This window comes from Streptomyces sp. NPDC006476, from assembly GCF_040612015.1.
Lineage (GTDB): Bacteria > Actinomycetota > Actinomycetes > Streptomycetales > Streptomycetaceae > Streptomyces > Streptomyces griseorubiginosus_B.
On sequence record NZ_JBEXPK010000044.1, the window covers coordinates 13,680 to 35,617 of the forward strand.

Below are 21,938 nucleotides of genomic sequence, written 5' to 3' on the forward strand. Positions count from 1 at the left end.
GGCTCCACCCCTGGCCCCCATCAGAGCTCCACCCCTGGACCCCATCGGGACTCCACCCCAGGACCCCATCGGGCTCTGCCCCGGACCCCAACGAGGCTCCACCCCAGGACCCCAACGGGCTCCGCCCGGGAGCCCATCGGCCTCCGCCCCGGACCCCAACGACGCTCCACCCCAGGACCCAACAGCCTCCGCCCCGGACCCCAACGGGCTCCACCCCAGGACCCCAACGGGCTCCGCCCGGGAGCCCATCGGCCTCCGCCCCGGACCCCAACGACGCTCCACCCCAGGACCCAACAGCCTCCGCCCCGGACCCCGACGGGACTCCACCCCAGGACCCCAACGGGCTCCGCCCCGGACCCCGACCGGCCCTCCGGGCCTCGTCCTCAAACGCCGGACGGGCCGGAGACACACCAACCCGCCTCAAACGCCGGATGGGTCGGAGACACACCCACCCGCCCCTCAGAGGCACCGTTCCCTTACGCCACGCCCGCTCCCCCGCCCGAAGCCAACGCCCCCCGTTTCGGGGTGATGCCCGCCGGGACCGCTCGCTGGCGGGCCGGGGTGCCTGTCCAGCAGGTGCCTCGGCGGGCCAGGAGGCGGCGGAGCCAGAGTTCCAGGGAGACCAGGTCGGCCAGGCCGTCCAGGGGCAGGGGCTCGCCCTGTGCCGCCGCGCGCAGGGCCTTGCGGACCACCCTTGCCTCGACCAGGCCCGCCTCCGCCAGCAGGGGCGTGCCGAAGAGGGTCATCAGGGAGTCCGCGGCGACTCTCAGGCCGGTGCGGGCGGCGACCGCCGCGGACGCGTGGGACGGGGCGCCCCAGCCGGGCGGGAGGTCCCGTACGCCGGCGCCCTCCAGGACCGTACGGAGGATGTCCGCGCGGGCGCCCGGCTGGACGCGCAGGGCCTCCGGGAGGGTGCGGCAGGCGCGGACGACCTGGTTGTCGAGGAACGGGGCGTGCAGACGCTGGGAGCGGATCTCGGCCGCCTGTTCGAGGACGCGGAGATCTGCCGCCTGGCGGGCGAGGGCGGCACGCGCGCGGTGGTCTCCGGGACGTTGGCCCGGGCCCATCCCGGAGCGGTTCGTGGCCGCCTGCAGGCGAACCGATACTTCAGCGAGCGCCTCGCCGGTCAGCCAGCGTGCCGCGGGGCCCGGTCTGGCCCAGGTGAGGGCGGCCAGGGAGGCTCCGACGGCGCCTCCGGGTTCGTCGAAACGGCGCTGGAGGAGGCGCTCGGCGAGCAGTTCGAGGCCCGCCCGGTACGGCGTGCGCGCAAGCCTCCGCGCCGCGCCGTACACGCGCGCGGGGACCATCACGGAGCCGTCCGCCTTGGCGAGGGCGGCGACCGGGCGTACCAGGTGGCGGCGTTTGCGGTCCATCAGGAGGTCGGCCAGCCGGGCGGGGTGGGCGTCGAGGACCTGGCGGGCGCCGTAGCCCGTGAAGTGGTCCGCGCTGCCGGCGGCGAGGCGGGCCCGGTGGCGGGCGGCCGTGACCAGGGACTGGCCCGGTTCGTCCGTCAGCGGACCGTCCAGGTCCGCGTACGGCAGGGTCTCCTCGCCGCCGGTCACCACCACGTGGTGCAGGCGCGGGTTGGCCGCCAGGGTGCCCGCCCGTTCAACCTCCGCCTCGCGCCCGCCCACCACCAGGTCGTTGAAGGTCACCGCCAGCAGGCGCTCGCCCGCGCCCGTGCCATGGCCGAGGACCGTGCCCGGCATGCCCGGCAGGCCGGCGGCCAGGAGCGCGAGGGTGCCCGACGCGGGGCCGCCGGAGAGGTCGGCGCCGATACCCGCGACCGGCATCCCGCGCGCGGCACGGCGTTCGGCGGGCCCCATGCCGGGGACGGGCCCGGGGTCCATGTCGACGCCCGGGACGTGCCGCGGTGCCGACAGACGCGCGCGTACCGCCTCCACCAGTGCGTCGCGCACCGCGTCCACCGCGCTGTCGGGGTCGGCGGAGGGCGCCGCCACGGCGAGGGAGGCGACCGGCTCGTAGCCGGCGATCTCGCGCGCCCCGGCGCGCAGGATGAGCGCGTGCCCCGGCGGAATGCGCCGTACGCCGTCGTAGGGGGTGGAGTCGTCCAGAGCCGCCGGCACGTCGGGGGCGGCGAGCAGGGCGGCGAGGTGGCCGAAGTCGAGGTTGGCCTCGATGAGGTCGGCGAGCGGCAGAGCCGCGGTCGCGTACGCCGTGCCGCCGGCCCAGGGGGTGTAGAACACCGGGCGCGCGCCGGCCAGATCGCCGCAGACGGTGAGGCGGCGGCCGACCTGGACGATGGCCGTGTAACTGCCCGGCCACGCCGTCAGATGCCGCAACGCGCCCCCGCGCGCGGCGAACAGACCGACCCTCAGTTGCTCGTCGGATGCTCCGCAGGTGCCCAGGACCGCGATCCGGGTCTGCGGGTCGGCCCGCACCACGCGCACCTCGTCGGGGCGCCAGTCGCCGACCGCCCACAGCGGGTCGGGGTCGCCCCACAGGAGTTGGGAGCCCACCGGGTGCACGGTCTCGCCGTCGAATCCGGTGGCCCCCGCGGAACCGATCTCGGCGGCCACCGCGGCGGTGCTGCTCCATCCCACCAACCACCGCATCGACGCCTCCACAGGCTGTGGACAACCAGTGCACCGCACGAACCGGTTCACCATGCTGCCATGAAGAACGCGTGCCGGCGGGGCGGTGGAGCCGCTTATGACCCCCGGAACGCGCCGGGGCGCTCACCCTTGCGGGGAGATCCCGAAGCCGTCAACACCCAGGCGGAAGAAGGTGTCTGCGACGCGAATGCGCCCCCGAAACGCTCCCTGAAAACGCCGTTCGCGCCCTCAAGTACCGTGGTGGGAGCCGTAATCCGGGAAGGAACGCGGGGTCGATTTTCGGCCAAATCCCTGACGCGGGGACAGGTGTGCACACGCTCCGTACATGCTCTGCGCACCGCCATGTCAGGTGCGCAGCCCGGGAGGTGGGATTCACCTCCCGGACCGGTCCGCCGCCCGCGGGGATGTAGGCGGCGGTGTCCCCCAGCCCACTGGATCCAGTACAGCGGGCCGACCCACGCAGCATCCATGGAAGCGCTCCCCGTATGGCCGGAGAAGAGCGCACGGACGGGCGCACGGCCACACGGCGGTAGCACGACGCAACTGCGCGTATCGGACCCGCACTTCAGTACGGACCACAATCCCGCCATCCGGAACAATGCCCCTTAACGCTTGGGATGCGGCGAACTACGCTGGGTTTACGAATGCCGCGTGGTTATGCCAACGCGGCAGCCGTCTGTGTCGAGGGGTGGCGCAATGTCCAGGGAGCAACGCGGGCCGAACGAAAAGCTCGGCGCCGTTCTCGCCCTCGCGGGAATCAGCAACGCAGGCCTCGCCCGTCGCGTCAACGACCTTGGCGCCCAGCGGGGACTGACTCTTCGCTACGACAAGACCTCGGTGGCGCGCTGGGTGTCGAAGGGCATGGTGCCGCAGGGCGCCGCGCCACACCTCATCGCCGCCGCGATCGGCCAGAAGCTCGGCCGCCCGGTACCGCTCCACGAGATCGGTCTGGCGGACGCGGATCCCGCACCCGAAGTGGGCCTCGCCTTCCCCAGGGACGTAGGACAGGCGGTGCGCTCGGCGACGGAGCTGTACCGACTCGACCTCGCCGGGCGCCGGGCCGGCTCCGGTGGCATCTGGCAGTCGCTGGCCGGATCGTTCGCAGTAAGCGCGTACGCGACGCCCGCCTCACGGTGGCTGATAACCCCGGCCGACTCGTCGGTGGCGCGCGAGGCGAACTCCGCGGAGGGCTCGGGCGCACCGCTCAAAGTCGGCCACAGCGATGTGCAGAAGCTGCGGGAGGCCGCCGAGGACGCCAGGCGCTGGGACTCCAAGTACGGAGGCGGCGACTGGCGTTCGTCGATGGTGCCCGAGTGTTTACGGGTGGAGGCGGCGCCGCTGCTGCTGGGCTCGTACTCGGACGAGGTCGGGCGCGCCCTGTTCGGGGCGAGCGCCGAGCTGACCCGGCTCGCCGGGTGGATGGCCTTCGACACCGGGCAGCAGGAGGCCGCGCAGCGGTACTACATCCAGGCGCTGCGGCTCGCGCGCGCGGCGGCCGACGTGCCGCTCGGCGGCTATGTGCTGGCGTCGATGTCGCTGCAGGCCACGTACCGGGGCTTCGGCGACGAGGGCGTCGATCTCGCGCAGGCCGCCCTGGAGCGCAACCGGGGCCTGGCCACCGCCCGCACCATGAGCTTCTTCCGGCTGGTCGAGGCACGCGCGCACGCCCGCGCGGGTGACGCACAGGCCGCCGGGGCCGCGCTCAAGGCCGCCGAGGGCTGGCTGGAGCGGTCCCGGGAGGGCGACAACGACCCGTCCTGGCTCGGCTTCTACTCCTACGACCGGTTCGCCGCGGACGCCGCCGAGTGCTACCGGGACCTGAAGGCGCCCCGGCAGGTGCGGCGCTTCACGGAGCAGGCCCTCTCCCAGCCGACGGAGGAGTTCGTGCGGTCGCACGGGCTGCGGCTGGTCGTCTCGGCGGTCGCGGAACTCGAGTCGGGCAACCTCGACGCGGCGTGCGAGCAGGGCGTGCGGGCGGTGGAGGTCGCGGGGCGCATCTCCTCGGCCCGCACCACCGAGTACGTGAAGGACCTCCTGCACCGTCTGGAGCCGTACGGGGACGAGCCGCGGGTGGTGGAGCTGCGGGAGCGGGCGCGGCCGTTGCTGATGGCACCCGCATAATGCGACGCGAGGCAGTTTGAACACGATGTCAGTGGCGCAGTGCACTATCGGAGGCGGAGGTGGTGCAGGTGCGGCATGAGATCGCTTACGACTGCGACGTGCTGGTGGTCGGCGGTGGCATCGTCGGGTTGTCGACGGCGTACGCGATCACGCGTGCCGCCCCGGGCACCCAGGTGACGGTGCTGGAGAAGGAGGCCGGGCCCGCCCGGCACCAGACCGGGCGCAACAGCGGGGTCATCCACAGCGGGGTCTACTACCGGCCCGGCTCGCTCAAGGCCCGGTACGCCGTGCGGGGCGCGGCCGAGATGGTGAAGTTCTGCGCCGAGTACGGCATCGCGCACGCCGTCACCGGAAAGCTGATCGTCGCCACCGAGCGCGAGGAGCTCCCCCGACTGCACGCCCTGGTGCAGCGCGGCCGGGAGAACGGGATTCCGGTGCGGGAGCTGAGCGGCCCCCAGATCGGGGAGTACGAACCGGAGGTGCGCGGCCTGGCCGCGATACACGTCGGGACGACCGGGATCTGCGACTTCGTGGGCGTGGCCCGGCAGCTGGCGGAGGCCTCGGGCGCGGAGATCCGCTACGGGGCGCGGGTGGAGCGGGTCGACCGGCGCCCGGAGCGCGGGGTCGCCGTCCGCACGGCCGCCGGGGACGTCGTCCGCGCGCGCGTGATGGTGAACTGCGCAGGGCTGTACTGCGACGAGGTGGCGCGGCTGACCGGGGACGACCCGGAGATGCGGATCGTGCCGTTCCGCGGCGAGTACTTCTCGCTGGCCCGGCCCGAGCTGGTGCGCGGCCTGGTGTATCCGGTGCCGGACCCGGCGTTCCCGTTCCTCGGGGTGCACCTCACGCGCGGGATCGACGGAGGCGTGCACGTCGGGCCGAACGCGGTGCCGGCGCTGGCCCGCGAAGGGTACGGCTGGGGTGTCGTACGACCGCGGGAGGTGGCCGGCACGCTGGCGTGGCCCGGCTCCTGGCACATGGCCCGGCAGCACTGGCGCTACGGCGCCGGGGAGCTGCGCCGATCGGTGTCCAAGCACGCGTTCACGACCGCGGTGCGCAGGCTGCTGCCCGCGGTGACCGCGGACGACCTCGTGCCGACCGCCGCCGGGGTGCGGGCGCAGGCGGTGCTGCGGGACGGTTCGCTGGCGGACGACTTCCTGATCAAGGAGGGCGCGCGGACCGTGCACGTGCTGAACGCGCCCTCGCCCGCGGCCACGGCCTCACTGCCCATCGGGCGGGAGGTGGCACGCAGGGCACTGGCGATGCTGGGCTCGGTGTGAGCCGCCGAAACGCACAGGGTGAGCCGCCGTAAAATCGACCTCACTGTGTCTGACTCCCACACCACCCCCGAACGCGCCGGCACCGGCGAGCACACCTCGCACGCCCCCGGTGTCTCCATCCGGCACACCCGGTCCAAGGGCGAGCCGCGGTTCCCCGACGGGCCGAAGGCCGATCCTGCCGGGTCGCACTTCGAGCGGCGCATCCGCAGCTTCCAGCCGCGGCGCAGCCGGGTGACCGCCGGCCAGGCGGACGCCCTGCAGCGGCTGTGGCCCAAATGGGGGCTGGACATCGACGGGCGCCACACCCTCGACCTGACGGAGCTGTTCGGCAACACGAACCGGGTGGTGCTCGAGATCGGGTTCGGCATGGGCGAGGCGACCGCGCAGATGGCCGCCGCGGACCCGGAGACCAACATCCTCGCCGTGGACGTGCACACCCCCGGCCAGGGCAACCTCCTCAACCTCGCCGACCAGGGCGGCCTGTCGAACGTCCGCGTGGCCAACGGGGACGCCATCATCCTGCTGCGCGAGATGCTGACCCCCGACTCCCTCGACGGGCTGCGCGTCTACTTCCCCGACCCCTGGCCCAAGAAGCGGCACCACAAGCGGCGGCTGATCCAGCCGGAGTTCCTCGACCTCGCCGCCGCCCGCATCCGACCGGGCGGGATCGTGCACTGCGCGACGGACTGGGAGCCGTACGCCGAACAGATGCTCGAGGTGCTGACGGCGCATCCGGAGTTCGAGAACACCAGGCCCGACGGCGGTTTCGCGCCGCGTCCCGACTTCCGTCCGCTCACCCGTTTCGAGGGCCAGGGACTGGACAAGGGACATGTCGTGAACGACCTGCTCTTCCGTCGCGTACCCCATCACGACCAGCCCCTCACCGGCGCCTGAGGCCCGTCGGCCTCCTGCGGGCGGCGCCTTCCCTCGTTAGGGTCAATGCCGTGGCCACCAGTTCCCCGTATCCGACACACCCGCCGCAACCGCCGTACCCCGGCGCTCCCGCGGGCGGGTCGATCGGGCACGCGCACTGGTGGCAGCGGCGCTCGGTGCGCTACGGCGCGCTCAGCGCCCTGCTGGCCCTCTCGGGGCTGGTCATCCTCGCCCTGGTGCGCCAACAGACCGGCACGGAGGGATTCCTGGTCGGGCTCGGCCTGGCCGTCCTGCCCGTGCCGCTGCTCATAGCGGCCTTCCGCTGGCTCGACCGGGTCGCCCCCGGCCCCTGGCGCAACCTGCTGTTCTCCTTCGCCTGGGGTGCCTGCGCGGCCGCGTTGATAGCGATCGTCGCCAACAGCTTCGCGACGCGGTGGATAGCGACGGCGACGGCGGATCCGTCGAGCGCCGACACCCTGGGCGCCACCGTCATAGCGCCCATAGTCGAGGAGTCCGCCAAGGCGGCGGCCGTACTGCTCGTCTTCCTGTTTCGCAGACGGGACTTCACGGGGATCGTCGACGGAGTGGTCATAGCCGGGGTCACCGCCACCGGCTTCGCGTTCACCGAGAACATCCTCTACCTGGGCACCGCCTTCGGCACCGACCAGCTCACCGGTGACCGGGGCATCGCCTCCGTGACGGCGGCGACCTTCTTCGTCCGCATCGTCATGTCGCCCTTCGCGCACCCCCTGTTCACCGTGCTCACCGGCATCGGCTTCGGCATCGCCGCGGCGGCGGCCGACCGGCAGCACGTACGGCGGGTGCTGATCCCCCTGTGCGGACTGCTGCTCGCGATGGGCATGCACGCCATCTGGAACGGCTCGTCCACCTTCGGCCAGTACGGGTTCTTCGGGGTGTACGCGGCCTTCATGGTGCCGGCGTTCGGGCTGCTGACCTGGCTGGTGATCTGGACCCGGCAGCGGGAGCTGCGGACCGTGCGCGAGGAACTGCCCGCGTACGCGGCCGCGGGGTGGCTGACGCCGGCCGAGCCGTACGCGCTGGGATCGATGCGGGCGCGGCGGATGGCCCGCGACTACGCGGGCCACCACTTCGGCAAGGCGGGTGCGCGGGCGGTGACGCAGTACGAGGCGTACGCGACCTCGCTCGCGTTCCTACGGCACCGGGGGCGCCGTGGGCGGGCCGGGGTCGATTTCGTCGTACGGGAGCGGGAGTTGCTGGCCGAGCTGTGGCGCCTGCGGGAGGTCGCCCGGCCGGCCCTGGACCACGCGGCCCGGGCGACGGCCCCACCGGTCCCGGTGGCCGCCCCGCCCTGGCCGCTGTACGGCACGTACGGCCATCCGGCGGCACCGTATCCCGCGTACAACCCGTACCAGTCGTAAGGCCGCGTCCGACTCTGCACCGCCAGCCCCCGCCACGGTGGCCGAGCGCCGTGGCGGCGGACGTCGCTGCTGGAAGAGGCCGACGACGGACCAAGCCGACGGCAGAAGGAGCCGACAGCCGGTCCGGCGGAGGCATCGATCAGCAACATTCCGGCCGGCCCGCATCAAGCCGAGGCCTCCGCCACCGACACCCGCTCGGAATTCCTCAGACCGACACCCCCACCAAGCGGGCCGACCCCGGCAACCTCAGACCGACACCCCTACCAAGCTGGCCGCCCCCGGCATCCTCAGGCCGAAGCCTCCGTCAAGCGGCTGATCTCGGGGTCCGTCAACGTCACGTCGGCCACTCCCAGGAGGGCCGGGAGCTGGTCCACGGTGCGGGCGCTGGCGATGGGGGCCACCACCGTGGGCTGGGCCGCGAGCCAGGCCAGGGCGATCGTGGGGATCGGGGCGTCGTGGGCCTCGGCGATCTCGTCCAGCGCCTTGAGGACCCGCTGGCCGCGCTCCGTCTCCAGGTGCTTGGCGGCGCCGCCCGCGCGAGGGCTGTCGACCGTCGTGCCGGGGCGGTACTTGCCGGTGAGGAAGCCGGACGCCAGGGCGTAGTAGGGGACGGCGGCGAGGCCGTAGCGCGCGGCGAGGTCCTGCAGCGGTCCCTCGTAGGTGTCGCGGGAGACCAGGTTGTACTGCGGCTGCAGCGCCACGTACTTGGCGAGGCCCTCCCGGTCGGAGAACTCCAGGGACGCCGCGAGCCGTTCGGTGGAGATGTTGGACGCGCCGATCGCCCGCACCTTGCCCGCCGTCACCAGCTCGTCGAGCGCCCCGATGATCTCCTCGACGGGAATCTCCGGCTTATCGAAGTGCGTGTAGTACAGGTCGATGTAGTCCGTGTCGAGGCGGCGCAGCGAGGCGTCGGCGGCGGCCTTGATGTTGGCGGCCGACAGCCCCTGGTACTCGGGGTGCTGGCTCACCTTGGTCGCGATGACGACGTCGGACCGGTTGCCGCGGGCCTTGACCCACTTGCCGATGATCGTCTCGGACTCGCCGCCCTGGTTGCCGGGGACCCAGGCGGAGTAGCCGTCGGCGGTGTCGAGGAAGTTGCCGCCCGCGGCCGCGTAGGCGTCGAGGACGGCGAAGGACGTGGCCTCGTCGGCGGTCCAGCCGAAGACGTTGCCACCGAGGGAGAGCGGGAAGACCTCGAGGTCGGAGGAGCCGAGTTTGCGCAGAGAAGTCATGTGTATGGTCAACGCCCGCCCCGGAGATTCCTCTTCCGGAACGGCCGCAAACTTCCCGTAAACAATCGGAGGCGGCCGTTCCGGGGCGGTGCCGCTGTCAGGGGTTGAGGCCCTTGCTGCGCAGCCAGGTCATCGGGTCGATGCCGGTGGCCTGCCCGTTCGGGTGGACCTCGAGGTGCAGGTGCGCGCCGGTCACGTTGCCCGTGGCGCCGATCCGGCCGATGACGTCACCGGTGGCGACCTTCTGGCCGACGCTGACGCTGATCGAGGACTGGTGGCAGAACCACAGCTCGGTGCCGTCGTCGAGGGTGAGGATCGTGCGGTAGCCGTACGACCCCGCCCAGCCGGCCTCCGTGATGGTGCCGGAGTGGATGGCCTTGATGAGCGTGCCCGTCGGCGCGGCGAAGTCGAGGCCCGTGTGGTAGCCGGAGGACCACATGGAACCGGCCTGACCGAAGGTGCCGGTGATCGTGTAGGAGACGACCGGCAGCTTGTACTGCTTGGCGAGTTCGGCGAGCTTGGCGTCCTCGGCCGCCTTCTTGGCCGCCGCCTCCGCCTTCTCCTTGGCGGCCTGCGCCTTGGCCGCCGCGTCCTTCTCCGCCTTGGCGGCCGCATCGTCGATCTGCTTGGCGAGGGCCGCCTCGGTGGCCGACTGGGCCTTGCTGTCGAGCTGGACCTGCTGCGACTCGGCCTGCGCCATGATGCGGTCGCGCAGCGCCTCACCGGCGTCCCGGGCGCCCTGCTCGGTGTCCTTGGTGCTCACCCCGACGGCGCTGAGCGCGGTCGCGGAGCCCTTGGGCGCGTCGGAGCCAGCGTCGAACACATGGGCGACGGAGGCAAGGTCGGGCAGGGAGATGGACACCGGCGGCTTGCCGGTGTTGGCGCTGGCCATGCCGCCCGCGCCGACGGCGGCTATGACACCGACACCGAGAACCGTGGAGCTGCGGGCGAGTCCCCCGCCGCGCTGCCTGGAGACACGGTGCCGGCCGCGTACCGGGCGGAGGGACTCCTCGGTGGGGTTCCACTCCTCCCACTGGCCCTCGTCGTCGCTGGAGCCGAAGCCGAAGGGCCGGGTGCCCGGCACGAACGGGGCTGCCGGGGCAGGCGGGTTGGACGCCACGTGGGCGTGCTCCTTTCCTTCCTTCTCGCCTACCGGGTTAGCTGACGGGTTCGGAGCAGGAAGGTCTCCTACGCGCGTAAACCTGCCGTGGGTCCACGGCGGTTTCCGCGCGATTCACCCCAGGGTGGTGGTTCCCCGGTTCCCTTGCGGGATTCGGCGCGTGCGCACGGAGCCGCCTCTTGTGACGGCTGGGACGACCGCGCTGCGTTATCGAACGTTAATAGACCCGGGGTGGGGTTTCCAAGCAGTTCGGCTTGATCATTAAACGTTTTTGGCGCGGACGTTCGGGCCATGACCGGTGAAAATCGGGCGAGTTGACCTTGCCCCGGGTTCTGCATGGGGAGTGACGGTCAGGGAAACGGGAAACACCGAGGGCCGGAATCCAGTCACTGGACTCCGGCCCTCGGCCTTCAGTAGCGGGGACAGGATTTGAACCTGCGACCTCTGGGTTATGAGCCCAGCGAGCTACCGAGCTGCTCCACCCCGCGTCGTTGTGAGACCAGCATACGCCATCCGCGGGACGCCCAGCACCAGGGTTTCCGTCCGCCCCCGCGTCCGCCCCCGCTCCACCTGCGTTTTTCAGCCCGGCAGATGGGCGTTCGGCGCCTTCGCCCGCCCCTCGTACTCGGGCACTACGACCACCTCGACGCCCCGCGACGCCAGCAGACCGCTGCCGTCGGCGGCCTCCACGAACGTGTCCGGCTCCCGCCACGCGGTCACCACCCGCCGTACCCCCGCCTCCAGGATCAGCCGGGCGCACGGCTTGGGACGGGACGCGCGGTGGGCGCAGGGCTCCAGGCTGCTGTAGACCGTCGCGGTCGCGAGCCTCGGATCGGCCGGGTCGAGCTTGGCCAGGGCCGCCTCCTCCGCGTGGACCACGGGGTCGCCGGCCTCGCGGGAGTGGCCGCGGGCCAGCTCGGTGCCGTCTGCGGCGACGACCACCGCGCCGACGCTGAACGCGGTCCGCGAGGGCGGGCACTGGGCCGCCAGGTCGCAGGCGAGGCGGAGCCAATGGTGGTCGGCGGCGGAGGCCAGCGGGCCGGTGCCGGGGGCGGTGGGCTCGTAGCGCATGAGGACCACGTCCTCGATCCGCCGGCTCTCCACCAGCCTGAGCCGTCCGCCCTGGTAGCCGCCCGGGCCGAAGAGGCGGGGCGCGTCGGCGTCGCCCACGAACAGGGGGGCGAGCACGAGCTGGAGCTCGTCCGCGAGGCCCTGCTGGAGCAGTTGGGTGTGGATGCGCCCGCCGCCCTCGACCATGAGTCGCCGCACACCCCGGACGTCGTGCAGATGCTCCAGCAGCCGGCGCCAGTCGAGGTCGGGTCCGAGCGGGACGACGTCGGCGGCGATCCCGAGCGCGCGGGCCCGTTCGCCCCCCTTGTCGGTCGTGTAGACGACCTTGTCGCCGCCCGTGTGCCAGAACCTCGCCGCCGGATCCAGCTCGCCCGAGCCGCTGACGGTGACCTTGAGCGGGTACTCGGGCCGACCCGAGGCGACGCGGGCGGCGCGGCGCTCGGGCGAGTTGACCAGCAACCGCGGGTTGTCGGCGCGGATCGTGCCGGCGCCGACCAGAATGGCGTCGGCGGAGGCCCGTACCTCGTCGACGCGGTCGAAGTCGGCCGGGGACGACAGCAGCAGGCGCTCGGGTCCGGTGTCGTCGAGGTAGCCGTCGAGGGAGACGGCGGCGGACAGCAGGACGTACGGGTGGGGCATCGACGCGCTCCCCGGCTCGTGACGGACGGCACGCTCGGCACAAGGCGCTGAACGGCCACTCTTGGTTCAAGTTTGAAACAAACCTACACTGGTGGCATGACGACTCGCTGGCTCACCCCGAAGGAGCAGCGCGCCTGGCGCGCGTACATCGCGGCGACGTTCCTCGTCGAGGACGCGATCGACCGGCAGCTCCAGCAGGACGCCGGCATGCCCCACCTGTACTACTCCATCCTGGCCAACCTCTCCGAGACCCCGGAGCGGCGGCTGCGCATGACCGACCTCGCGGAGCGGACGAAGATCACCCGCAGCCGGCTGACCTACGCCGTGGGTCGGCTGGAGAAGGACGGGCTGATCCGGCGCGAGAACTGCCGCTGGGACAAGCGCAGCAGCTTCGCCGTGCTGACGGACGAGGGCATGGACGTCCTGGAACGCACCGCCCCGGGACATGTGGAGAACGTACGGTCCTTGCTGTTCGACCACCTCACCGAGGAGCAGGTCGAACAGCTCGAGGAGATCTGTACGGGGATCGTCCAGCGGCTCCAGGAGGACGAGCGCCCCACGACCGACGAGGTGCCCTGGCGCCGCCGGTCGTCGCCGTCCTGCTCATGACCAGTACGTGAAGCGCCGCACAATTCTGTTGCTTCAAATTTAAAGCATGGGGTAGGGTCGCCGACTGTGCACCTGTTTCAAAACTGAAGCAGACGCCGCCAGACTACGGACGGACCCCGGAGACCCGCATGCCCGACTTCCCCGCCGCCACCGAGCGCGCCCGTGTCCGGGTGCCGCTGCGCTTCGCCGACGGCTACAGCGTCGACGCCGAACTGGTCACCTTCCATGGCCTGACCGACGGCCAGGAACACGTGGCCCTCGTCCTCGGCACCGCGGCCCCGGGCACGGTCCCGCTGGTCCGGCTGCATTCCGAGTGCCTGACCGGCGACGTCTTCGGCTCCGCCCGCTGCGACTGCGGCCCGCAGCTGCGCGAGGCGGTCGAGCGGATAGCCGACCGGGGCGGGGTCCTGCTCTACCTGCGCCAGGAGGGCCGGGGCATCGGCCTCTACAACAAGCTCGACGCCTACGCGCTGCAGGACCAGGGTCTCGACACGTACGAGGCGAACGCGGCCCTGGGCCTGCCCGAGGACGCCCGCGACTACACGGCCGCCGCGCAGATGCTGCGGGCCCTGGGCGTCGAGGAGCTGGACCTGCTGTCCAACAACCCCGACAAGGCCGAGCAGCTGCGGGGTCTGGACATCGCCGTGCGCGACCGCGTCCCCACGGGGGTGTTCACCACCGCGCACAACGTCCGCTACCTGCGCGCGAAGGTCCTGCAGACGCAGCACACGCTGCCGCTGGGCCAGCTGACGGAGCGCACGGCCGGCTGATTCCGCCGGCTGATTCCGACGGCGTCCGTCACCACACGCACGGCAGCATGACGTCGATCACGGTCGGCCCGCCGACGGGGCTGGAGAGCTCCAGGGTCCCGTCCAGGGCGGCCACCCGCCGCCGCATCCCGACCAGCCCGGAACCGCCCGTCTCGTCGGCACCCCCGTGCCCCTCGTCGGCGACCCGCACCCGCAGCCCGCGCCTGACCCGCGCCAGCCGGACCGAGGCCCGCGCGGAGCCGCTGTACTTGGCCGCGTTGGTCAGCGCCTCGGCGACCACGAAGTAGGCGGCCGCCTCCACGGCCGCGGGCGCCCGCACCCCGTCCTCCGCCAACCCGGCCACCTCCACGCTCGCCTCGAGTCCGCACCCGGCCGCCAGCGCCCGCACCGCACCCACCAGGCCCCGGTCCGTCAGGATCGGCGGATGGATGCCGCGCACCACGTGCCGCAGCTCGGTCAGTGCCTTCTCGGCCTGCGCCTGGGCCTCGTCGAGGAGGCGGCGGGCGGTGGCCGGGTCGCTGTCGTAGGCGCGTTTGGCGAGCCCGATGCGCATCGACAGGGCGACCAGGTTGGCCTGGGCGCCGTCGTGCAGATCGCGTTCGATACGGCGCAGCTCGGCGCCGTGCGCGGCGATGGCGTCGGCGCGGGTCGCCGCCAACTCCTCCACCCGCGCGGCGAGTTGGGCCTTCGGGGACGGCTTGAGCAGGGCGGTGGACCAGTCGGCCTCCAGGTCGGCGATCCACACGATCAGCGGGAGCACGAGGGGCGTACGGCGCAGCAGCCCGCTCCACACGCCGTCGACGACCAGTCCGAGGGGCCACAGCGGGAGAGCGAGGGCGAGGAGGGCGCCGTAGAAGTAATCGGCGACCATCCAGCGCAGATCGGTGAAGGTGCCGGGGTCCCGGACGGCCGTCCGGATGCGCTCCCGGACGGTCCCGGTGATCGGCTGGTACGCCTCCGGGATCCGCTGCCCGGTCCAGGCGGCCGTCATGACCCGCTTGGCGCCGGCGATCCGCCGGATCATCAGCACCGTCTCGGGCAGCAGCCAGGCGCCGACCACGACGAGCGTCCCGACCGCCGTGATGATCAGCACGGTGATGAAGATCCACAACCCGAACGCCATGGCCGCGGCCAGCACGAGATGCCCAGTGGCCCTCACCGCCTGCCGCACCGTTCTGCCCATGGGGCAACGGTAAGCGGGTGGGAGGCGGGGGCGCGGTGCAGCGGGCTACACCCTGTCGGCGCGGACGGGAGGCGCCGACTCCACGGCCCCGGCAACCGCCTCGCCCTCGACCACCTTCCGCCAGTGCTGAGGAACCAGCGGCGCGGCTGATTGCGTACGCCTTTCTCCGGCCCCGCCAACTCCTGCGGGACGGGTTGAACCCCTCGACCGCAGGCGACGTACGAGTCACCGTGGGTGGTAGACGACACCCACCGCCAGGGGCCCGAAGAGAGGCGGAGCGATTTCAGTGGGATCGAGCCAGGCCGTAGGAGAACTCGCTCCCGTCGTCGGGACGCGGGAGGCGACGCCCCTCCGGACGCGGGAAGAGTCCCCCGGGGCCCCGCACATCCCGGGTCTCGACGGCCTGCGTGGCATGGCCGCGCTGTACGTCCTGCTGTTCCACTGCTGGCTGCTGACCTTCCCCGGCTTCCCCGCCAACTCCGGCCCCGCCTGGACGGCCTGGATGATGTACGGCCGGCTGGCCGTCGTCTTCTTCCTCGTCCTGTCCGGCTTCTCGCTGGCCCTCTCCCCCGCCCGCAAGGGCTGGCAACTCGGCGGCACGGCCCGCTTCCTGCGCCGCCGCGCCTGGCGCATCCTCCCGCCGTACTGGGCGGCCCTCGCGTTCAGCGTCCTGATCGCCCGGTACGTCGTCCCCGCGTCGCACTTCGGCCCGCCGAACCGGTCCTCGCTCCTCGTGTACGGCCTCCTGGGCCAGGACGTCTTCACGGCCCCGACACCCAACGGAGCGTTCTGGTCGATCGCGGTGGAGGCGGAGCTCTACCTCCTCTTCCCGGCCCTGCTCCTCATCCGCCGCCGCTGGGGCGCGGTACTCCTGGTCTCGGCGGTAACCCTGCCGGTGATCGCCCGCGGCCTGCTCGCCCCCCACGCGAACCCGACAGAAGGGCTCAACTGGCTGACCCCCGACCTGGCCCCGGTCTTCGTCGCCGGTGTCGTCACGGCGGGCATCGTCACCGCGTCCGAGCGGATCCGCGGCCTCCCCTGGCACTGGCTGTCCGCCCTGGCCGCGCTCCCGCCCCTGGCCCTCATCGTCACCAAGGGCTCGGTCTGGACGATGCACCACTCCTACTGGATGGACCTGGCGGTGGTCCCGGCGATGGCCCTGCTCCTCGCCGCCCTCACCACGGGCCACCCCACGCTCCTCCTCCGCCTCCTCGCCACCCGCCCGATCCGCGCCCTCGGCGACTTCTCCTACAGCCTCTACCTGATCCACCTCCCGATCGTGATGGTCGTGATCCGAAAGCTCGCCCCCCACGTCGTTCCGTCGGGCGTCCCCACCTTCCTCCTCACCCTCGCCCTGAGCGTCCCGCTCTCCCTCCTGACGGCCTGGCTCTTCGCCCGCTACTTCGAAAACCCGTTCAAGAGGACACGCTCCTGGAAGGCGATGCTGCGCACGGGCAGGCAGAAGGGCCGCGCGGCGGACGGGAGTTGACAGCCGGGGAACGGTGTCGGGCCCACCCAAGATGCAACACATGAGGCAGGAGCGCAGGATGAGAAGTGAGCTCACCCTCCCTGGAGGTGATGAGGATGCGACGCGCACTCGGCGCCGCTGCGGCCCTCCTGCTCCCGATCGCCCTCTTCGCAGGCCCCGCCGCCGCAGCACCCCATGAGAAGACACCCTCGGCGGCCACCCCGGTGGCTGCCCACACAGTGCCCCGGCCAGGAACCGTTCTGGCTCAGGGACCGGACGACGTGTGCAACGACTCGATCAGCCGACCCCTTCTCCATCTGGGCTCCTCGGGGCCGGCAGTCGCTCAGCTGCAGTGCTATCTGAACAACGCCATCGATGCCGGTATCGACGAGGACGGCAGTTTCGGCCGCGTCACCCAGAGCACGGTCATGGACTTCCAGCAGTGCGCCGACATCACCGTCGATGGCCGTGTCGGAGCACAGACGTGGTCGTTCCTCACCCTCTGGGCCAATTCACCGGACGCGCCCTTCTCGTGCTGACCCGGGGAGCGATCATCCGGTCGGCAGGCGGCCACATGCGGCGGCGCCCCGGACGATCAAGGTCGACCGGGGCGCCGCGTCGCAGGTCAGGATGGTTTCCTGGTGACCTGTTCGGTAGGCCCTGTGGGACTCGAACCCACAACCAATGGATTAAAAGTCCACTGCTCTGCCAATTGAGCTAAGGGCCCAGGCGATGTTGCCTCCACGAGCATAGCCGGACGCGGCCGTGTCTCCGATCGGGTATCGGTGACACGGCCGCGTCGGGCGGGTGGACATGCCGGGAGTGTTACGGATCAACCTTTTCGGGGGCCGCGGAACGGGCCGCCTCGCGGGCCCGGGTGCGGGCGTGCTCGGGGTTGAGGAACCAGTGCCGGGCCGACGCCCCCCACCACGCCGCCGCGAAGCCGAGGACGACCAGGACCGCGAACGGGGCGTAGTTGAACGTCTCCCAGGTGACCGGCGAGACCTGCGGCAGCATGAAGAGGATCGTGATGGCGATGACCCAGACCACCGAGATCACGCCGATCGGCTGCGACCAGCGCCCCAGATGCCACGGCCCCCGCTCGAACGCCTCGCCCTTGCGCACCCGCAGCAACGTCGGCACGACGTACGCGATGTAGAGGCCGATCACGGCGATCGACGTCACCGCCGCGTACGCCGTGACGTTGATCAGGTACGGCAGGCCGAGGAGCAGCGCGCCGACCGCCGCCAGCCACACCGCCGCCACGGGGGTGCGCGTGCGCGGGCTGACGGTGTGCCAGACACGGGAGAAGGGGAGCGCGCCGTCGCGCGAGAAGGCGTAGATCATGCGGCTGTTGGCCGTCACGGACGCCATCCCGCAGAACAGCTGGGCGCCGATCACGACCAGCAGCAGGAGCTTGCCGGCCGTCGCGCCGAGCGCGTCCAGCAGGATCTGGGCCGGCGGCGCGCCCGTCGGGGACGCCAGCTCCTTGTCGTACGACTGGATGGCGAAGGTGAAGCCGAGAAGCAGGACGAAGCCCGCGATCCACGACGTCCAGATGGACCGCACGATGCCCTTGGGGCCCGCCGTCGAGGCGTCGTGGGTCTCCTCCGTCATATGGGCCGAGGCGTCGTACCCGGTGAAGGTGTACTGGGCCATCAGCAGGCCCAGCAGCACCACATAGACCCCACTGCCCCAGCCCGTGTTGTTCACGAACTTGGTGAACACGAAGGACGCCGACTGGTGGTGGTCCGGCACGAAGGCCAGCGCGCCGACGATCACACCGACGCCCAGCACGTGCCACCACACGCTGATGTCGTTGAGCAGGGCGACGATCTTCACGCCGAAGGTGTTCAGCAGGCCGTGCAGGATCAGGATGGCGGCGAAGAGCAGGACCGTGCGGCCCGGCGTGACCTTGAAGTCGAACTGCAGGTTCAGATAAGCGCCGAGGAAGGACGCGGCGCCGAAGTCGATGCCGGCCGTCACCGCCACCTGGCCCAGCACGTTGAACCAGCCCGTGAACCACGCCCAGGCGGCCGCCGAGCGGGGCGGCGCGAGACGGTGGGCCCAGAAGTAGAGGCCGGCCGAGGTCGGGTAGGCCGAACAGATCTCGGCCATGGACAACCCGACGAACAGGGTCATCAGACCCACCGCGACCCAGCCCCAGGTGATCACCGCGGGGCCGCCCGTGTTCATGCCGAACAGATACAGGGTGAGGCAGCCCGACAGGACCGAGATGATCGTGAAGGAGACCGCGTAGTTGGAGAACGCCGACATGCGGCGGGCCAGGACCTGCGTGTAACCGAGCTGGGCAAGCCGTTCTTCGTCGGACAGCCCCGAGGGGGACGGGCCCGACTGCCCGCTCGCTATGGCGTCATCTGTCATGCCCCCAGCGATTCCCTCGCCGGGGGTGTGACATGCACCACTCGCGTTACGGCATGGCTAAAAAATGCCCTTGTACGCCTTCCAGCCGGAGGCGATCTTCACCCGGGCGCCGAAGGATCCCCTCCCGTCACCGGGATTCCTGTATACGTTCCCCGCCGCGTCCCGCTCCACCAGATCCGCCTTGCCGTCACCGGTGATGTCACCGACGCCGACGACCGCGTTGTACGAGCCGCCCCAGTTCGCGAACAGCTTGGCCCGCGCACCGAACGTGCCGTTGCCCTTGCCGTAGTAGCGGTACAGGGTGTTCGCCCCGTCCTGCGCCAGCAGGTCCCCGATCCCGTCGCCGTTCAGGTCACCGGCGCCCACGACCTTCTTGTAGCCGCGCCAGTCACCGGCAAGCTTCACCCGCGCGGACAGCTTGCCCGCCGACGTCCCCTTGTAGAGGTACAAGGCCCCGGTCGAGGAGTTCCGCGCGACCAGGTCCGGACGGCCGTCCTTGGTGACGTCACCGGGCGCGGTCAGCACGTCGTACTGGTTCCAGCCGGATGTGCCCAGTGAGGTGTACGGCGTCGACGACGTGAGCGCCGCACCGCATCCCGGCCGGTACGCGCGCAGGGCGCCGCTGCTCAGCCGCACCAGGACGTCGTTGCACCGGTCCCCGCTCAGATCGCCGAACGCGACGAACCGCGCGCTCGTCGGCCACCCGCTCCCGCTCACCTTCCCCGAGAACGTGCCCTTGCCGGTGCCCTGCTGGAAGGCCAGGACGCCGGAGGAGTCGAGAGTGAGCAGGTCACCGACACCGTCGTCGCCGACGTGGTCGCGGTGGACCGCCGCGCCCCTCACCAGCCTGACCGTGCCGCTCACCCTCAGCGGGGCGCCGACGCCGTCCGCCGGGGTGACGGTGACGGTCCAGTCGTAGGAGCCGTTCGGCAGGTACGCGTCCCCGGTCCCTTGGCGATCGAGACCGCTCCAGCCGACGCTCAGGGCACCCCGCGCGGCGGTGCCGTCCACGCCGTCGCCGTAGACCTTGCCGGTGGCGCGGTTGCGGACGGTCAGGTCCCAGCCCGAGGAGGGCTTCGACAGCAACAGCGTGGTCAGGGTGTCGGGGACCGTGTCGTAGGTGTGTGCCGTGACGGACGTGGCCCTGGTGACCGGTGCGAGCAGCCGCAGCGGCTGCTGCGCCACCTGGGACGGCACCAGGTGCACCTGTTCCTTGTCGTCCACGTAGGCCGCGTTCGCACCGGACTCGTCGACGGTCCAGCGCACGTCCCGCTGCGAGACGCCGGTGTCCGGCAGATCGCCGATGACACGGCCGACGGCCGTCCCGCCGGCGACCGTGGTCAGCGTCAGCTTCCCGGCCCGCCTGTCGTGCGTGACGACGAAACCGTCCCCGAGCCTGGCCTCACCCGCGGGTACGGCCACGGACTTCTTCGCCGTGCGGTCGTAGACCCCGGCCTTGTCCCCGCACGTCCAGTACAGGTAGCGGCCGAGGGCCTGGAGTTCGGTGGGTGCGCAACCGGCGTCCGTCGTCACCGTCTCGACGGTCGTCCTCGTCGTCAGGCTGTACGCCGTGACCGTGCCGGGGGTCGCCCCGGCGGTCCACAGCACGTCGCCGGAGAGCGCGGCCGCGCCTGGCGTACGGGTGACCGCCGGGGCTCCGTCGTCGCCGATCCGGAAGACGTACTGCACGGTGGGCGCCGTGAAGAGCACGTACCGGCCGGACACGTCGGTGACCTGACCGCCCTGCGGCAGCCCCGTGCGCTGCCAGACACCGCCGTCCTGCGGTCCGTGCACGCTGATCCGGTCGGTGGTGTCGTCGTGCGAGAGCCACACGATACGGCCGTCCGCGGTGCCGTGGATCTGACCGCACGCCACGTCCGTGGCGACACACGTGGGCGTGACGACGTCGGTGGTGAACGCGCTGCGCTCCCCGAACACAGGCGTGCCGGACGCGGCCACCGACCGCACGCTGTCGGTCCGCAGGAAGGACTCCGGGTAGTCCATGACGACCAGCCGCCCCTGCTCCAGGGACAGCCCCTGGATCGGCAGCGCGGGTCTGGGAAGCGCCTTGACCAGGGTGACGACGGGCCGGGCACCGTCCGCGCCCGGGGTCAGCCGCCAGATGCCGCGTTCGCCGGTGGGGGCGGTGCCGACCTTCACGGCGGTGCCGTCGGGACCGACCGCGGTACCGCTCTGCGAGGTCCTGAGCAGGGTCACGCGCTCGCCGCCGGACAGGGGCTGCGCGGTCGTGTCGTAGACACCGTTGACCAGCCAGTCGCCGACGACGGCGAGATTGGTGGTGGCGCTCGCCCCGTCCACGACGCCCTGGAGCCTGACCTCCACCGGACCGCTCGACAGGTCGCGCGGCAGCACCAGGACGGTGGCCTTGTCGGCCGCGTAGACCACGACATGGCCGCCGCCCAGGGCCACCTTCGAGTACGACACCGGCAGCGGCCCGCTCCAGCCGCGCACCGCTCCGCTCGCACGGTCCACGGCGACCAGCCCGGCCTCCCCGGCCACCGAGGCACGGAAGTACACGGTCCGGGCGTCGGCCCCGGCGGTCATCCCGAGCACCAGCCCGGCCGGTCCTCCGGTGACGGTCACGTCCCCGGTCGTCCCGTCCGGACCCGGCGTCAGCAGGTGCATCTCACGGGCCGACGTACCGTCCTCGGCGGTCACGGCGCGATAGCCGATCACCAGCCCGTCGTACGACGTGAGGTAGCCGAGCCCCGCCGGAACCCGCAGGCCGCTGCGGGAACCGTCGGCCGCGTCCCAGAAGTCCACCCGGCCGTCGGCGTACTTGTACGCCAGGACATCGCTGCCGGTCGGCGTCGCCGACGTCCCCGCGGGCGCCGTCGGCACGGGCACCGACTCACCGTCCGCGAACCGCGTCCACAACAGACCGCTGGTGCCCTCCAGGGTGTGGAAGACGCCTTGCGCGCCGGCGGAGTCGTGGCCACTGCCGGTCGAGGACGCGCGGAGCATCGCCGAGAGGCCGGAGTCCCGCAGCGTGGCCGGAACCACGGTCTCCTGAGCGGTGGCGGCCTGCTCCGTCGCCGCGCCGGCGGACGTCGGCAGCAGCGGGCCCAGACCTGCCGCGAGTGCGGTCGCGGCGGCGAGCAGGCGCAGGCGTGCATGGCCAAGACGAGCCAAGAGAGACCCTCCCCAAGAGTCGGGACGGGCTGCGGCACCTCAGCACCGGCGCGATCGT

Annotated in this window: 15 protein-coding genes, 2 tRNA genes and 1 riboswitch; of the genes, 8 read left to right on the top strand and 9 right to left on the bottom strand. The window is 71.9% G+C overall.

The features are described from left to right. Window positions 1–476 precede the first annotated feature (476 nt). Window positions 477–2,576, bottom strand: a complete 2,100-nt coding sequence (locus ABZZ74_RS36240; RefSeq protein WP_356772368.1) for an asparagine synthase-related protein — start codon at window positions 2,574–2,576, stop codon at window positions 477–479. A 696-nt stretch (window positions 2,577–3,272) separates the two neighbouring features. On the opposite strand from ABZZ74_RS36240, the gene ABZZ74_RS36245 reads away from it, so the two are divergent. From ABZZ74_RS36245 to ABZZ74_RS36260, 4 genes are read left to right on the top strand one after another with little or no spacing between them, the layout of a single operon-like run. Beyond that, window positions 3,273–4,697, top strand: coding sequence for an MFS transporter (locus ABZZ74_RS36245; protein ID WP_133049016.1), 1,425 nt, complete (start codon window positions 3,273–3,275; stop codon window positions 4,695–4,697). A 59-nt stretch (window positions 4,698–4,756) separates the two neighbouring features. Then, window positions 4,757–5,977, top strand: coding sequence for an L-2-hydroxyglutarate oxidase (gene lhgO / locus ABZZ74_RS36250; RefSeq protein WP_356772370.1), 1,221 nt, complete (start codon window positions 4,757–4,759; stop codon window positions 5,975–5,977). A 45-nt stretch (window positions 5,978–6,022) separates the two neighbouring features. After that, window positions 6,023–6,871: a tRNA (guanosine(46)-N7)-methyltransferase TrmB gene (gene trmB / locus ABZZ74_RS36255; RefSeq protein ID WP_356772372.1), complete on the top strand. Its 849-nt coding sequence runs from the start codon at window positions 6,023–6,025 to the stop codon at window positions 6,869–6,871. Window positions 6,872–6,921: 50 nt separating this feature from the next. Beyond that, window positions 6,922–8,250: a PrsW family intramembrane metalloprotease gene (locus tag ABZZ74_RS36260; RefSeq protein ID WP_356772374.1), complete on the top strand. Its 1,329-nt coding sequence runs from the start codon at window positions 6,922–6,924 to the stop codon at window positions 8,248–8,250. Window positions 8,251–8,537: 287 nt separating this feature from the next. Here ABZZ74_RS36260 and ABZZ74_RS36265 read toward each other — a convergent pair whose 3' ends face one another. The 4 genes from ABZZ74_RS36265 to ABZZ74_RS36280 all read right to left on the bottom strand — a co-directional run bounded on the left by ABZZ74_RS36265 (window position 8,538) and on the right by ABZZ74_RS36280 (window position 12,312). Next, a complete protein-coding gene (locus tag ABZZ74_RS36265; protein WP_356772376.1) occupies window positions 8,538–9,482 on the bottom strand; it encodes an aldo/keto reductase in 945 nt (314 codons plus the stop codon). 97 nt (window positions 9,483–9,579) lie between these two features. Next, entirely contained in the window at window positions 9,580–10,602 is a 1,023-nt protein-coding gene (locus ABZZ74_RS36270) for a M23 family metallopeptidase (protein WP_356772378.1), read from the bottom strand. 11 nt (window positions 10,603–10,613) lie between these two features. Next, window positions 10,614–10,771, bottom strand: a riboswitch (cyclic di-AMP (ydaO/yuaA leader). A gap of 245 nt (window positions 10,772–11,016) precedes the next feature. Continuing rightward, window positions 11,017–11,090: transfer RNA gene (locus ABZZ74_RS36275), tRNA-Met, on the bottom strand. Between the two features lie 91 nt (window positions 11,091–11,181). Further along, the gene (locus ABZZ74_RS36280) at window positions 11,182–12,312 is read right to left on the bottom strand and encodes a dihydrofolate reductase family protein (protein WP_356772380.1); all 1,131 of its coding nucleotides are present in this window, start codon (window positions 12,310–12,312) and stop codon (window positions 11,182–11,184) included. A 96-nt stretch (window positions 12,313–12,408) separates the two neighbouring features. Between ABZZ74_RS36280 and ABZZ74_RS36285 the strand changes: the two genes are divergently transcribed. Beyond that, window positions 12,409–12,921 (top strand): MarR family transcriptional regulator, encoded by a 513-nt coding sequence (locus ABZZ74_RS36285; RefSeq protein ID WP_356772382.1) that lies wholly within the window; start codon window positions 12,409–12,411, stop codon window positions 12,919–12,921. A 128-nt stretch (window positions 12,922–13,049) separates the two neighbouring features. Further along, complete coding sequence (gene ribA, locus ABZZ74_RS36290) at window positions 13,050–13,691, top strand: GTP cyclohydrolase II (RefSeq protein WP_356772384.1); 642 nt, start codon at window positions 13,050–13,052, stop codon at window positions 13,689–13,691. Between the two features lie 28 nt (window positions 13,692–13,719). Here the strand turns inward: ribA and ABZZ74_RS36295 are convergent, their stop codons facing one another. Further along, window positions 13,720–14,874, bottom strand: coding sequence for a histidine kinase (locus ABZZ74_RS36295; protein ID WP_356772386.1), 1,155 nt, complete (start codon window positions 14,872–14,874; stop codon window positions 13,720–13,722). A 286-nt stretch (window positions 14,875–15,160) separates the two neighbouring features. Here ABZZ74_RS36295 and ABZZ74_RS36300 point away from each other — a divergent pair, with 286 nt between their 5' ends. Together ABZZ74_RS36300 and ABZZ74_RS36305 are read left to right on the top strand one after the other, a co-directional pair. Continuing rightward, window positions 15,161–16,363, top strand: coding sequence for an acyltransferase (locus ABZZ74_RS36300; protein ID WP_356772388.1), 1,203 nt, complete (start codon window positions 15,161–15,163; stop codon window positions 16,361–16,363). A 95-nt stretch (window positions 16,364–16,458) separates the two neighbouring features. Continuing rightward, window positions 16,459–16,881, top strand: a complete 423-nt coding sequence (locus tag ABZZ74_RS36305) for a peptidoglycan-binding domain-containing protein (RefSeq protein ID WP_356772390.1) — start codon at window positions 16,459–16,461, stop codon at window positions 16,879–16,881. A gap of 115 nt (window positions 16,882–16,996) precedes the next feature. On the opposite strand, the gene ABZZ74_RS36310 is transcribed toward ABZZ74_RS36305, so the two are convergent. The 3 genes from ABZZ74_RS36310 to ABZZ74_RS36320 form a co-directional block, all read right to left on the bottom strand. Next, window positions 16,997–17,069, bottom strand: a tRNA-Lys gene (locus ABZZ74_RS36310). 98 nt (window positions 17,070–17,167) lie between these two features. Next, window positions 17,168–18,727, bottom strand: a complete 1,560-nt coding sequence (locus ABZZ74_RS36315; RefSeq protein ID WP_356772392.1) for an amino acid permease — start codon at window positions 18,725–18,727, stop codon at window positions 17,168–17,170. 57 nt (window positions 18,728–18,784) lie between these two features. Further along, complete coding sequence (locus tag ABZZ74_RS36320) at window positions 18,785–21,880, bottom strand: VCBS repeat-containing protein (protein ID WP_356772394.1); 3,096 nt, start codon at window positions 21,878–21,880, stop codon at window positions 18,785–18,787. Window positions 21,881–21,938 lie beyond the last annotated feature (58 nt).

Bases quoted from the DNA above. Each gene is read 5' to 3' on its own strand.
- ABZZ74_RS36245 (WP_133049016.1), top strand. From the start codon at position 3,273: ATGTCCAGGGAGCAACGCGGGCCGAACGAAAAGCTCGGCGCCGTTCTC.
- ABZZ74_RS36265 (WP_356772376.1), bottom strand. From the start codon at position 9,482: ATGACTTCTCTGCGCAAACTCGGCTCCTCCGACCTCGAGGTCTTCCCG.
- ABZZ74_RS36305 (WP_356772390.1), top strand. From the start codon at position 16,459: ATGCGACGCGCACTCGGCGCCGCTGCGGCCCTCCTGCTCCCGATCGCC.
- ABZZ74_RS36315 (WP_356772392.1), bottom strand. From the start codon at position 18,727: ATGACAGATGACGCCATAGCGAGCGGGCAGTCGGGCCCGTCCCCCTCG.
- ABZZ74_RS36240 (WP_356772368.1), bottom strand. From the start codon at position 2,576: ATGCGGTGGTTGGTGGGATGGAGCAGCACCGCCGCGGTGGCCGCCGAG.
- ABZZ74_RS36285 (WP_356772382.1), top strand. From the start codon at position 12,409: ATGACGACTCGCTGGCTCACCCCGAAGGAGCAGCGCGCCTGGCGCGCG.
- ABZZ74_RS36295 (WP_356772386.1), bottom strand. From the start codon at position 14,874: ATGGGCAGAACGGTGCGGCAGGCGGTGAGGGCCACTGGGCATCTCGTG.
- ABZZ74_RS36280 (WP_356772380.1), bottom strand. From the start codon at position 12,312: ATGCCCCACCCGTACGTCCTGCTGTCCGCCGCCGTCTCCCTCGACGGC.
- ribA (WP_356772384.1), top strand. From the start codon at position 13,050: ATGCCCGACTTCCCCGCCGCCACCGAGCGCGCCCGTGTCCGGGTGCCG.